This window comes from Pedobacter punctiformis (genome assembly GCF_027213715.1).
In the GTDB taxonomy this organism is placed as follows: Bacteria; Bacteroidota; Bacteroidia; order Sphingobacteriales; family Sphingobacteriaceae; genus Pedobacter; species Pedobacter punctiformis.
Genome location: NZ_JAPWGM010000003.1, coordinates 383,939 through 397,246 on the forward strand (window position 1 = coordinate 383,939; position 13,308 = coordinate 397,246).

Consider the following 13,308-nt stretch of genomic DNA (forward strand, 5'->3'; position numbering starts at 1 on the left):
AAAGAATATGTCAATGTCTTTCATTATTGCCTGCGAGAGTGGCAAAAGAAAAATAGCAGAAATATTACTGGCAAATGGCGAAGTAGATGTCACTTACACAGATGAGAAAGGAAGAACCGCGTTACACTACGCTGCCCACAAAGGATATTTAGATATTGTAAAATTATTAATTGATAAAGGTGCTTTATTAGATTATGAAGATCATAATGGTGAAACGCCTTTTTTCTTTGCCTGTTTACAGAAACAGAAACAAACCGCCTTGTATTTATTGGAAAAAGGTGCGAAAATTGATATAAATGATAATCAGGGAAATAGTTTATTACATTTAAGTGCTCAAAACGGCCAGATAGAAATTGTAGAGAAACTATTGGAAGCCGGTACTGATGTAGATCTGGAAAATAATAATGCAGATACCTCTTTATTAATAGCAACTTATAATAGAAATAAAGATATTGTCAGCCTACTACTAAAAAATGGTGCCAATGTAAATGCAACGAATAAACTTGGTAACACTCCATTAATCTTTGCATCTATCACTAAAAATATGCCCTTGGCTGAAATTCTTATTCAGAACGGAGCCAGCATAAATCATACTAACCATGCTGGCGAAAGTGCTTTGCTTATTGCCTGTTATGATGCCAACAGAATGCTTAGTAAATATTTGATAGAGCAAGGGGCAGAAGTAATGGTTGCTTCAAAAAATGGCTTATCACCTGTTTGGTACGCTTGTTCGCATAATCAAAAGGAAATGGTTAGCCTGTTTCTCGAAAACGGTGTTGATATAAATTATTGTAAACCTGTTTCGGGCGATACGGATTCTATGTATTCTTATTTAAGTTGGGTAGAAACGGCTAACAATTTATCTATCGATAGCAGTTTCGATTTTAGCTATAGCTATGGTGGTGAAAGCTTATTACATCTTGCTGCGAAAAACGGCCATTTAAGTATGGTAAAACTATTGCTCGAAAAAGGAGCCTCCATCAATATACAAGATGAAAGCGGCAACACTGCTTTACATTATGCTGCAGCTAATGGTAAAAAAGATATGGTTAAACATTTACTGGAAAACAATGCCGATGCTTCCATTATGAATGTACGCGAGCAAAAAGCAATTGATTATAGCAATATAAAAGGTTTTAATGAAATTACTGAATTGCTGCTTCAATATAGTCCGGCCAATATTGCCAAGTCGAAATCTGCAGTTGCAGAAACGGAGACTTCTCTTCAAAAAGCAGATATTACATCTAAAAAGCAGGCATTGCTTGATTTAAAAGAGTTGCTTGATGCAGGTATTTTATCGCAGGAAGAATTTGATGAAGAAAAGAGTAAAATTTTAAAAGCTTAAGTTAATTTTACGAATACCATGATAAAAAAAACCTGGAAAATTAACTTATGTTTAAATTAAAATCATCCCTAAACATTCTCATTGTTGCCCTGTTCTTCTTTGCAACAGCCAATGCACAAAACCGAAAGCCTAAATTTAATGTAATTGCCTTTTATACAGCCAAAAACGATCAGGCGCATATCAGTTATGTACATGAGGCCAATAAGTGGTTTCCTAAAATGGCAGCGCAATACCATTTCAGCTACGATTCTACAGCCAACTGGAATAATTTAAATGCCGCATTTCTAGCTCACTATCAGGTGGTTTTATTTCTCGATACCCGTCCTGAAGAACCTGCACAAAGAGAAGCATTTCAAAAGTACATGGAAAATGGCGGCGGCTGGATGGGTTTTCATTTTTCAGCATTTGCCTTAACACCTTCAACTTTTCCTCAAAACTGGAATTGGTACCATAATACTTTTTTAGGCTCGGGTGAATATGGAGGCAATACCTGGCGACCGACCTCAGCCATCTTAAAAGTGGAAAACAGAAAACATCCGGCAACCAAAAATTTGCCGGCAACTTTTAAAGCACAGCCCAACGAATGGTACAGGTGGCAAAATGATTTAAGTAAAAATCCTGACATTAATGTTTTATTGGCAATAGATTCTACCAGCTTTCCTTTGGGTACAGGTCCAAAACAACATGAAATTTGGCACAATGGTTATTATCCGGTGGTTTGGACAAATAAGAAACTACAAGATGATTTATGTAAATATGGGCCATAACGATATTGATTATGAGCATAAATTTGATAAAACCAATAAAACATTATCCTATACTTTTGATAATGAAATTCAAAACAAAATGATTATTAATGCTTTAATCTGGTTAGGCACGGGCAAAAAGGTTAAGTAATTTCAACACTTCTGCTCTGGTAATCCTTTGGTCAAAAAAGCTCAAATGTTTAAGCAGATTTCAGATTCTTTTCTTCGAATATTATATTTGTTTAAAGCTCAAGATTATTAACATGAAAATTCCGCAGAAGTTCTTTGCCCGTCAACACGAAATCGCCGCAGATTTTTTGAGGGAATTAGATAAGCATCTTGAGGATGTAGTATCCGGCAGAACCAATGTAATGTTTGAAGTACGGGATTTTGCCGAACTCATTCATGTACATCCAACACATTTAAGCAATACCATCAAATCGGCAACCGGCCACTCGCCATGTTACTTTTTCGAAGAACGTTTAATGGAAATTTCTAAATCCATGCTTCAAAACGTGAGCACCCCTATTGCAGAAATTGCCAGAACGCTAACTTACGACCCCTCAAATTTCACTAAATTTTTCAAACACTTTTCCGGACAAACTCCAAAACAATACCGTGAAGCTTATTTTCAATCTTTAGCACAAAAACCGGAAATTGTCACCACATAAAACTTAAACTGTCACCATTTTAACTTAACTAGTCACCATTTTTATCGTTGGTTTCCGTTTAACTTTGTTTATCAAATTAAAAGAAAATGGAAAAACAAAATAAAATTGCCTTAATAACGGGTGGTAGCCGTGGCTTAGGAAAAAATGCAGCCTTAAAAATTGCAGCAAAGGGAATTGGAGTTATCTTAACTTATCAGTCAAAAAAAGAAGAAGCACTAAATACTGTAGAAGAAATTAAGAAATTGGGCGTTAATGCCGCAGCCTTGCAGTTAAATGTAGCCGATGTTAAAAGTTTCGATGCCTTTTTCGAAGAAGTTAAAGCAACGCTAAAATCAACTTTTAATGCAGATAAAATCGACTTCCTGATTAACAATGCAGGTATTGGTGCTCATGCATCTTTTGCTGAAACAACCGAAGAACAGTTTGACACTTTAGTAAATATCCATTTTAAAGGTGCATTTTTCTTAACTCAAAAGGCACTAAATGTATTGAATGATGGTGGCGGAATTATAAATATCTCAACGGGTTTAGCAAGATTTAGTTTACCTGGATATGCAGCTTATGCATCAATGAAAGGCGCTATGGAAACATTAACGAAATATCAGGCTAAAGAATTAGGTGCAAGAGGTATCCGTTCAAACATTATAGCTCCAGGCGCAATAGAAACCGATTTTAGTGGTGGTGCAGTTCGTGATAATGAACAACTCAATAAAATGATCTCTGCCCAAACAGCTTTAGGCCGCGTAGGTTTACCCGATGATATCGGCGGTTTGGTTGCTTTCTTATGTACCGAAGATGCAAGGTGGATTAATGCACAGCGCATTGAGGCATCTGGTGGTATGTTTTTATAAACAGAATAACCAAGGCGGGTTTATCAGGAATTAAGTTCATGATAAACCCGTTCCTTTTTTAACAGAAGTTGTAAGGCAAAACGTCCGTAAATTCAAATTTGAAATCTACAGCTTAGTTCCGTACCATTCATGCTGATCTACTCTTGTAATTTCAGCTTTACCAATATTGGTCAGTAATCGCCTTGCGCCAACCAATGTAAGGCTTTGGTGCTCATCGTAATTTGGTGCATCAGGTACAATGCTATTAATCCTAACCATACCGGCTGCCTGAATAAATGCGCCGTTACCCATATAAATTGCGGTATGTGTAACACGCCCACCATTTATACCTTTACGTTTGGCGGCAGAAAAGAACATTAAATCGCCCGGCAACAAATTTTTAAGACATTTAGCAACACTGATTGAATCATTTTCCAACACATCAATCTGTTCGCCTATTAAAGCCTGTTGCGAAGCATCACGTGGAATAATTATCCCATTTAAAAAGTAACTCGTTTTTGTAAAACCACTGCAGTCTACCCCTTTTATAGAAGTACCACCCCACAAATAGGGCACACCAATTAATGTTTTGGCTGTTTTAAGAATTGCATCAGCACCTGGGTTAGCCTTTTTTTCCCATTCAGAAAGCAGCAGTGCTTCTGTTTTTTTAATGTAGCCAATCCGCTGATCCGGAAAAATTAACTTATAAAACCCTTTCTCCTCTCCACCTAAAACTAAAATATTGCCTTTCACTACATCCGAAACCCGATCAGATGTTACATCCGGTTTAGAAAAAGCGTGGCCAAAATCTTCTGCGTAAATGACTCTTTTTGAACGCTTCCAGGTCTCAAATGCCTGTTTATCCATTAAACTTACTGCTGTCCCGTCTGTCCATGAAATATAGCCGTCCGGTGTGCGCACCAGATAATAACCGGCCTGTTTCTTTAACACTTGTACAGGCGTGCCTAAAATCATTTGCGTCATCATTTCTGCCGAATTTTGAGGAAAAGCCCTGTTATTACAAACCGATAGATTCGCCAGACCGTACTCAAAACCGTTTAATGCTTTTGCAGGGAGCAACTGGCTGATATTCTTTAACCCATTAATATCCTTTGTTTGCTTACTAAACTCTTGTAAAGCCTGTGCCGAGGTACTTTCTGCTAAAACACTATCGCCTTTAATCTGGACACTAAAATAAACAGAACGTTTATCGGGTGCATATTCTTTTTGAACCTGTTTGGCTATTGTTTTAATTAAAGTGGTGTCAGTCTGCGCTTTCAGTCCGGCAGAAAAAAGAAGAACCAGGAAAACAATGAATATTCTTTTCATAATTATAAAAAGCTAAAATACAGATAATCCAAATTCCGAAGTCTTAAGTGGTGTAACTAATTGCTTACCAATTCTTACTGCTTAAAAGATTCAATATAAAAAATAAATAGATTTAAATAACGTTATTCCATAAAAACCCCTTCATGTCCCGCTTTGCAATTCTTTTAGTATTCGTCATTCTTTCTAATTATACTTTTGCTCAAGATTGGACTGACGCAGAAATTAAAAAGGCAAATACTGCCGAAAAAGCAAATTACCTGAGTACGGAAGAAAAGAATATTATTTTATACATGAACCTGATCCGGCTGGATGGGGAAAAATTTTATTATACTTTTTTACAAGATTACATTGATACTTATAATGCCAATGTTAGAAAGTATAGAAATTATAACGAGCTTAAAATCACAAAAAACAATTCTTATTATACTTCGCTGCTTAAAAATTTAAAGGGTGTTAAAAATCTGAGTCTTTTCTATCCTGATGCAAAACTCACTGCCGCAAGCAGAAGCCATGCAATGGATTTAAGCCGGAATAATATCGATACTCACGAAAGCAGCAATGGCGATAATTTTTCAAAACGTTTATCCAGGTACTTTCCTAATAAACTGATGACCGAAAACATAGATTTCGGCTATTCTAAAAGCCTGGATATTGTTTGCCACCTGCTGTTAGATTGTGGGGTACCTTCGCTAGGGCACCGGTACAACATCCTTGATCAAAAATATAAATTTAACATTGTTGGTGTCAATATTCAGCCACATCCTTCGTTTAATTATTGTACAGTGATTGATTTTGTTGCGCAGCCAACTTTTTATGCGGGTAACCAATAATAATAGTTAAATTTATTTAGGTTTTCTGCTAAAACTATATCAATAATATCTATGTTGAAATAGAAAATAACAGTTTGCGTCAATGCCAAAATAACCTGATTTTTATAATTGCAAAACACTAATAAAAACATAAGATGAGCGAAAAGAAAAAACTAACAAGTGCGTCCGGTATTCCGTATGCGAATAACGAAGATAGCATGACTGTTGGCCCTCGTGGTCCAATATTAGTACAGGATTTCATTTTACATGAAAAAATGTTCCACTTTAACCGCGAACGTATTCCTGAGCGTGTTGTACATGCAAAAGGCTCCGGTGCTTATGGTACTTTTACGGTTACACACGACATTACAAAATATACTAAAGCGAAACTTTTCTCTGAAATTGGCAAGCAAACGAAAACCTTTTTACGTTTTTCTACCGTTGGTGGCGAAAAAGGTTCGGCAGATAGCGAACGTGATCCGCGTGGTTTTGCTTTAAAATTCTATACCGAAGATGGAAACTGGGATTTAGTGGGTAACAATACCCCTGTTTTCTTTGTAAAAGACCCTAAAAAGTTTGGTGATTTTATTCACACCCAGAAACGCGATCCGCAAACCAATACTAAAAGTCCGACTATGATGTGGGATTTCTGGAGTTTAAACCCGGAAAGTTTACATCAGGTTTTAATTTTGATGAGCGATAGAGGAACACCATTTTCATACCGCCATATGGATGGGTTTGGCAGTCATACCTTTTCATTCTATAACGATAAGCAGGAACGTTTTTATGTGAAGTTTCACTTTAAAACCAAGCAGGGCATTCAAAACTTCACAAATGATGAAGCCGTAGATATGAAAGCGCAGGATCCTGATCATGCACAACGGGATTTATTTGAAGCTATTGAAAGAGGAGAATTTCCTAAATGGACACTGTATGTTCAAATTATGCCTTTTGAGGAAGCAAAAACCTATCATTTAAATCCATTCGATTTAACCAAGGTTTGGCCGCATGGTGATTATCCGTTAATTGAGGTTGGAGAGCTTGAATTAAACGAAAATCCTGATAATTATTTTGCACATGTTGAACAGGCTGCTTTTGCACCCGCACACGTAGTGGATGGTATTTATTACTCTCCTGATAAAATGTTACAAGGCAGAATTTTATCGTATCCTGATGCCCAGCGATACCGCTTAGGTGGCAATTACGAACAAATTCCGGTAAACCGCTGCCCGTATATGACGAACAATTACCAGCGTGACGGACAAATGCGAATTGATGGCAACGGCGGCTCGGCACCAAATTATTTCCCGAACAGTTTTGATGACATTGAAGTTGATCAAAGCTACGATCAGCCTGCCTGGCCGCTGGATTCGTTATTGGCAGATCATTACGACCGCAATGCGGAAGGTGAAAATGATCACTACACACAGCCGGGAAATCTTTACCGTTTAATGGACCCACAGGCAAAAGAAAATACAGTAAAAAATATTGTAGGTGCAATGGGTGGTATTAACGGCGTAAAAAAAGATGAAATTATCAACCGCCAGTTATGCCATTGGTTTAGGGCAGATATGGGCTTAGGGCTTGCAATAGCTAAAGGATTGGATTTAAACCTTGATAAAGCAATGGAAGGCATGGTTCACCCCGACCCTGCTCATAAAGCAACAAATCAATAATTTAATAAAAGCCCGGCCAAACAGCCGGGCTTTTTTAGGATTACCTTATTTACTGGCTTTAATAGAAAAATTTTCAGCCAGCAATTTTTTGTTCTTTTTATTGTCAAAAAGAACAGAGTCCGCCTGATCATGCCTCACAAAATCAATTATCATTAACGTATCATTTATATGGCTATATTTTGATTTGCCATAAATGAACCGCACATTTGTTTATATGCAAAATTACAAAAACCTGTTTACCAACCCTATTTGGGCCTTTATCATAAAGGATCAGGCTTTTGCTGTGTTTCGTCGTTTCTCTGGCGAAAACTATTCACTGGGTTTTAGCTTTCAAATTTCCAGTAAAGACTTTATTAATTAAGCCCCGGTTAGATTATTATTTTTTTAACGCCGGGGGATAAACCTCCGCTAGCTTTGCCTGATGTGTTTTTTTCAAAACGCAAATACCTATTTATTTTATTACCTAAAAATATATACCATGAATAAGAAATCCATTCTGTTATCCAAAAGCGATTACAAGTTTTTAAACACGCATTTAGAGAAATCTGCACTGAGCAATTACAACAAAGAAAAATTAATGGCCGAAATTAAAGAAGCAACTGTATTTAACGATGATGAATTGCCCGGAGATGTAGTTTGTTTAAATACGGAAGCTAAAATTATTAATACGGAAAATCAGCAGGAATTTACATTCAAAATTGTTGAACCGGGCCAGGCTGATATTAAAAGTCAGAAGGTTTCTGTTTTTGCGCCCATAAGTATTGCGCTTTTCGGGTACCAAACCGGTGATATTATTAACTGGGAAATGCCCGATGGAATTAAAGAATTTAAGATATTAAGTGTTAAAAAACTGATTACCGCTTAAAACGGACGATGAGGGTGATCATCATAATCTATTTTCCTATCGGATGACAAATCTATATTTAGAATGTGCCCTCATCAAAATTTAATTGGTAAATTGCGCCAAAATATACTTAAGTACACCATCAGCAATGCGTAATGCAATTTTAGCCTTTATTGATTTTTTTCACCCGCCTTTTAAAAAATATATTTCACAACATAATTTCCGCTACCTGGTTACCGGTGGAAGTTCTGCTGCACTGGGAATATTGGTCTATACCATAGCCTTTAAATATATTTTTACCCAACCGGAGATTAAAATTTTAAATATGGTTTTAAAAAGGGATACCGCAGCGCTGATTGTAGATTTTGCTGTCGTTATTCCTTACAGTTTCTTAATGAACAGGTATGTGATTTTTACCCACAGTGAAGTACGGGGAAGAACACAATTGCTTCGGTTTTTAAATTTAAACTTTATAAACATTTTGTTAACCACTGTTTTATTAAAGTTTTTCGCCGAAATTCTGCACATCTACCCAACCGTTTCCAGGGTTATTGTTACTGTTTTAATTGCCGGATTTAGTTATCTGTATCAACATTACTTTACATTCAGCGTTAAAAAACTAAAAGGAAGAGAAAATAAATCAAACCCACAGATTTAGGCAATTAAAACCTTTATTTACATCAACGTGTTAATTAATGCGACTGCTTTACTTGCTTAGATAAAAGCAACATCATAACTTAGCTGCTGACCAACTTATTTTCATGATATGAGCGATTTTAACGATTTTGGCAACGCACAGGTTGCTAAATTGCCCCGGCATTTAAAGCAATTTATTGTTGCGCAGAATTACGAAAAATATACTCCCATAGATCAGGCTGTTTGGCGTTATGTAATGCGTCAAAATTACAGCTACTTAAAAAATGTAGCCTATTACCCTTACATTAAAGGTTTACAACGGGCAGGTTTAAGTATCGAATATATTCCTGATTTGCAAACCATGAACGATAACCTGGGTAAAATTGGTTGGGGAGCGGTTACGGTGGATGGTTTTATTCCCCCGGCAGCTTTTATGGAATACCAGGCCTACAGGGTATTGGTTATTGCAGCAGATATCCGTCAGATTAACCATATTGAATATACGCCAGCGCCGGATATTATACATGAAAGTGCAGGTCACGCACCCATTATTGCAGATACTGATTACAACAATTATTTAAGTTATTTTGGTTCGATTGGGGCCAAGGCTATGTTTTCGGCCAAAGATTTTGAACTTTACGAAGCCATCAGAAAACTTTCCATTTTAAAGGAAGCAGCTGATGCTAAAGAATCAGACATTGCCAAAGCTGAAAAAGAACTTCGTTACATTAGTGAAAATATGGGCGAACCATCTGAAATGGCTTTGCTGGGCCGTTTACACTGGTGGACAGTTGAATATGGCTTGATTGGCACACTGGAAGACCCTAAAATTTATGGCGCAGGTTTATTGTCTTCTATTGGAGAAAGTGCAACTTGTATGCAAAGCGATGTGGAGAAATTGTGGTATAATATTGATACTTTAAATTATCAGTACGACATTACAAAACCGCAACCTCAACTTTTTGTAACAGAGACCTTTCAAAACCTGATCAATGTTTTAGAAGAATTTGCAAATACCATGGCCTTCAGACGTGGTGGTACTGAAAGTATTATGAAAGCTATTGCCTGTAAAAACGTAGCAACGGCTGTTTACAGTTCCGGACTACAGGTAAGCGGTATTTTTACAGATATTGGTGTCAATACCGACGATGCACTCACCTTTATTAAAACAACAGGTGTTTCAGCACTTGCTTTTGCAAACAAGCAACTTAGCGGGCATGGAAAGGAATATCATACAGATGGTTTCTCCTCTCCTGTCGGGAAATTAAAAAACAGTTCAAAACCTTTAGAAAATTATACAACAGACGAATTAAAAACAGCTGGAATAGTAACCGGAGAGAAAGCAGAACTTGTTTTCGAAAGTGGAATTAAGGTAAGCGGGCAGGTAAAAGAAATAACCATTAAGGATGAAAAAGTTATTTTAATTGCCTTTACAGATTGTACAGTTACCGAAAACAATGGCAATTACCTGTTTAAACCCGAATGGGGCATTTACGACATGGCGATTGGTGAAAAGATTGTTTCTGTTTTTAATGGAGCGGCAGATAAAGATGCTTTTGAAGAAATAACCTTAATCAGCCAGGCTAAAACCCACAAGCATAATTACGATGAGAAAACACTCCAGCTTCATAAACTTTATAAAACCGTAAGGGAAATTAGAAAAAGTGGTGAAGGTTTTGATCAGTTAGCCGGAATTTTTGAAGAACTTAAGGGCAAACACAGACAAGACTGGCTTTGCGCATTAGAGATACTTGAAATTGTGTTTCACAAGAAATTATACCATCAGCTGGAAAAAGAGTTAATGGTTTACCTTGAGATTAAGGCCGGGAAAGAAGCCGATCATACTAAACTGATTCATGATGGTTTGCATGTAATTAAAAATCCAGTAAGTCAGTTGATTATTGAAAATGACTAAATTTACCCCACAAAAGAGCTAAGGTAAACCTAAAATTACGACAATAAAGAAATGAATATTATTATAACTGGCGCCAGTAGTGGCATAGGTTTCGAGGCCGCTTTAGAATTTAGCCTACAAAAAGACAATAAAATCGTTGCCATTGCACGTTCGGCAGATAAACTCCGTAAACTTTTAGAAATTGCAAAAGGTATAAATCCGGATTGTACTGTTTTACCGGTAGAATTTGACATTGTAAATGATGATTATGCAGCCTTAATTCCCTTTTTAAAGGAACGTTTGGGCAAAATAGATATCCTGATTAATAATGCCGGGTCCTTAATTAATAAACCGTTTTTAGAAACTACTGAAACAGATTTAGGCGAAATGCTGCAAAGCAATGTCATCAGTCATTTCAGAATGATCCAAAACACGCTTCCATTAATGCATACAGGTAGTCATATTGTCAATATTGGCAGTATGGGTGGTTTTCAGGGTAGTGTTAAATTCCCTGGTTTATCTGCCTATTCATCAAGCAAAGCGGCTTTACATACTTTAACTGAGTGTTTGGCTTTTGAATTGGCAGAAACGGGTATTAAAATAAATTGTTTGGCTTTAGGTTCAGCCCAGACAGAAATGCTTGAAGCAGCATTTCCAGGATATCAAAGTCCGGTAATGGCCTTTGAAATGGGTAAATATGTTGCTGATTTTGCCAAAACAGGACATAAATTTTTTAATGGCAAAATAATTCCCGTTGCCGTGACTACTCCATAATAAAATTTCATAGTGTTGATTTTTTTTCATTACTTAGATAAAACCTAATTATTTTATCTTCAACCGGATAAAAACCTTAAAAACTAAATACATGGAAACAAACAACAACATCACGACAACAGACAATGGCAAGGTTGCCGGTATTGTCAGTTACTTTGGCCTTATTGGCTGGTTAATTGCATATTTTGCCATGCATAAAGACAACAAAACCGAACTGGGCAGTTATCAATTAAGACAAACATTATTATTTGCAATTGTATCTACCGTAGTAGTTATTGCTTTAAGCATTGTTTTGGGGATATTAATTGTAGCTACCGGAGTTGCTGCCCTTGGGTATATTGGTTACATTGTTTATATTGCCCTGACTGTTATATGGATTATTGGATTTATCGGTGCTGTACAAGGCGAGAAAAAACCAATGCCATTAATTGGAGAAAAAGCACAAACTATGTTTTCAACAATATAGTTTCAGTAAAAGCATTTTAAAGAGCCTGAGCAATAGTTCAGGCTTTTTCATTTAAACTCATTATCAACATTATAACCGGCTTAAAATATTTTTTCTATATTTGGCGCCAACATATGAAGAAAATATTAGTTCCAATTTTGTTTTTCATTTTGTCTGCAACAGCAGGAAAAGCACAAACCACCCTACCCCTTCAATATCAGGAAGTGGTTAAAAAGTTGATCGCCAATTTACCTAAGAACAGCAAAGATTTATCTTCAAATACAGGCTCAGGTACAAATTCTGCAACGTTAATCAATTTTGCTAAATCAATGCTGGGTATTCCATATCATTATGCCACCAGTAATCCAAAAATAGGTTTCGACTGTTCTGGTTTTGTAAGTTACGTTTTTGGCAATTTCGGATTTAAGGTACCGCGGTCATCTGTTGAATTTAGCAGTACCGGAAAAGAAACCAGCTTAGAAAATGTTAAAGTTGGCGATGTTTTAATTTTTACCGGCACCAATCCAAAAGTAAGAAGAATTGGCCATGTTGGCATTGTTTACTCTATTGATGATGATGGAATTAAATTTATCCATTCAACTTCCGGTAAAGCACACGGCGTAACCATTACCGAGTTTAACGATTATTACAAAAGTCGTTTTATGAAGGTTGTTTCAATTTTATAATTACTTTTTATACTTCCACATTCTCGTTTTTCCTTCTCCAATCCACTCCACAGCGGTTTCGAGTCTCTTTTGTTTGGTAGCCTCCGTTTTGGCCTCTTCAAGCCATTCTACATATTCTCTTTTATTAGAGTGACTGAAATTCTGAAAAGTACTTAGCGCTGCCGGATCTTTTTGTAATTCTTCCAGAAAATATTCAGGTACTATCAATTCTGTCTTAACCGTTTTAGGTTTTGGCGGTAGCTTTTTACCTTCTTCATTTAATTTAATGGCCTGCTGGATATAAGCAATCATAATTTCATCAGCAGGTAAATCAGAAAATGACCTGATTTGTCCCAGCCAACCCATTGCCTCTGTCCGTTCTTTAAATATTTTGTAATGATCGTCCATTATTGAACCTTTCCAAAAGCCGAAGGCACAATGATTTTTAAAGGCAGCTATGTGGCAAACAGTTCCTTTGAAATCAAAGAAAGGCATCCCCCATTTTATTTTTTCTTCAATGCGGGCATCGGCCTGATGAACCAGTTTTCTTAAATGGGTAAGTATTGGAATTGCAAATTCGGCTGCATTTGCAATGTATTGATCAACAGCTACGATAGTATGCATAAGCTCATTTTTTATTAATT

At 36.6% G+C, this 13,308-nt stretch carries 16 protein-coding genes; 14 read left to right on the top strand and 2 right to left on the bottom strand.

Going from position 1 to position 13,308, the window contains the following annotated elements; translation table 11 throughout:
- Window positions 1–13 precede the first annotated feature (13 nt).
- The 5 genes from O0955_RS10835 to O0955_RS10855 all read left to right on the top strand — a co-directional run bounded on the left by O0955_RS10835 (window position 14) and on the right by O0955_RS10855 (window position 3,613).
- Window positions 14–1,345 carry an ankyrin repeat domain-containing protein gene (locus O0955_RS10835; RefSeq protein WP_269427569.1) on the top strand — a complete coding sequence of 444 codons (1,332 nt, stop codon included), beginning with the start codon at window positions 14–16 and terminating at the stop codon, window positions 1,343–1,345.
- A 47-nt stretch (window positions 1,346–1,392) separates the two neighbouring features.
- Window positions 1,393–2,112: a ThuA domain-containing protein gene (locus O0955_RS10840; protein WP_269427570.1), complete on the top strand. Its 720-nt coding sequence runs from the start codon at window positions 1,393–1,395 to the stop codon at window positions 2,110–2,112.
- Window positions 2,102–2,242: a hypothetical protein gene (locus O0955_RS10845; protein ID WP_269427571.1), complete on the top strand. Its 141-nt coding sequence runs from the start codon at window positions 2,102–2,104 to the stop codon at window positions 2,240–2,242. Before O0955_RS10840 ends, O0955_RS10845 begins: the two co-directional genes overlap by 11 nt.
- Window positions 2,243–2,354: 112 nt before the next feature.
- Complete coding sequence (locus tag O0955_RS10850; protein WP_269427572.1) at window positions 2,355–2,762, top strand: helix-turn-helix domain-containing protein; 408 nt, start codon at window positions 2,355–2,357, stop codon at window positions 2,760–2,762.
- 86 nt (window positions 2,763–2,848) lie between these two features.
- Window positions 2,849–3,613, top strand: a complete 765-nt coding sequence (locus O0955_RS10855; RefSeq protein ID WP_269427573.1) for an SDR family NAD(P)-dependent oxidoreductase — start codon at window positions 2,849–2,851, stop codon at window positions 3,611–3,613.
- Window positions 3,614–3,718: 105 nt separating this feature from the next.
- Here the strand turns inward: O0955_RS10855 and O0955_RS10860 are convergent, their stop codons facing one another.
- Window positions 3,719–4,921, bottom strand: coding sequence for a C40 family peptidase (locus tag O0955_RS10860; RefSeq protein WP_269427574.1), 1,203 nt, complete (start codon window positions 4,919–4,921; stop codon window positions 3,719–3,721).
- A gap of 143 nt (window positions 4,922–5,064) precedes the next feature.
- On the opposite strand from O0955_RS10860, the gene O0955_RS10865 reads away from it, so the two are divergent.
- The 9 genes from O0955_RS10865 (at window position 5,065) to O0955_RS10905 (ending at window position 12,685) form a co-directional block, all read left to right on the top strand.
- Complete coding sequence (locus tag O0955_RS10865; protein ID WP_269427575.1) at window positions 5,065–5,751, top strand: CAP domain-containing protein; 687 nt, start codon at window positions 5,065–5,067, stop codon at window positions 5,749–5,751.
- Between the two features lie 134 nt (window positions 5,752–5,885).
- Window positions 5,886–7,406: a catalase gene (locus O0955_RS10870; protein WP_269427576.1), complete on the top strand. Its 1,521-nt coding sequence runs from the start codon at window positions 5,886–5,888 to the stop codon at window positions 7,404–7,406.
- Between the two features lie 193 nt (window positions 7,407–7,599).
- Window positions 7,600–7,767, top strand: a complete 168-nt coding sequence (locus O0955_RS10875; RefSeq protein WP_269427577.1) for a hypothetical protein — start codon at window positions 7,600–7,602, stop codon at window positions 7,765–7,767.
- A gap of 117 nt (window positions 7,768–7,884) precedes the next feature.
- Entirely contained in the window at window positions 7,885–8,271 is a 387-nt protein-coding gene (locus tag O0955_RS10880) for a GreA/GreB family elongation factor (protein WP_269427578.1), read from the top strand.
- 127 nt (window positions 8,272–8,398) lie between these two features.
- The gene (locus tag O0955_RS10885; protein ID WP_269427579.1) at window positions 8,399–8,908 is read left to right on the top strand and encodes a GtrA family protein; all 510 of its coding nucleotides are present in this window, start codon (window positions 8,399–8,401) and stop codon (window positions 8,906–8,908) included.
- Between the two features lie 108 nt (window positions 8,909–9,016).
- The gene (locus tag O0955_RS10890; protein WP_269427580.1) at window positions 9,017–10,801 is read left to right on the top strand and encodes an aromatic amino acid hydroxylase; all 1,785 of its coding nucleotides are present in this window, start codon (window positions 9,017–9,019) and stop codon (window positions 10,799–10,801) included.
- Window positions 10,802–10,852: 51 nt separating this feature from the next.
- Window positions 10,853–11,554 (top strand): SDR family oxidoreductase, encoded by a 702-nt coding sequence (locus O0955_RS10895; RefSeq protein WP_269427581.1) that lies wholly within the window; start codon window positions 10,853–10,855, stop codon window positions 11,552–11,554.
- 91 nt (window positions 11,555–11,645) lie between these two features.
- The gene (locus O0955_RS10900) at window positions 11,646–12,020 is read left to right on the top strand and encodes a magnetosome magnetite crystal formation protein family (protein WP_269427582.1); all 375 of its coding nucleotides are present in this window, start codon (window positions 11,646–11,648) and stop codon (window positions 12,018–12,020) included.
- Window positions 12,021–12,133: 113 nt separating this feature from the next.
- Complete coding sequence (locus O0955_RS10905; protein ID WP_269427583.1) at window positions 12,134–12,685, top strand: C40 family peptidase; 552 nt, start codon at window positions 12,134–12,136, stop codon at window positions 12,683–12,685.
- On the opposite strand, the gene O0955_RS10910 is transcribed toward O0955_RS10905, so the two are convergent.
- Window positions 12,686–13,288, bottom strand: a complete 603-nt coding sequence (locus tag O0955_RS10910) for a YdeI/OmpD-associated family protein (RefSeq protein ID WP_269427584.1) — start codon at window positions 13,286–13,288, stop codon at window positions 12,686–12,688.
- Window positions 13,289–13,308 lie beyond the last annotated feature (20 nt).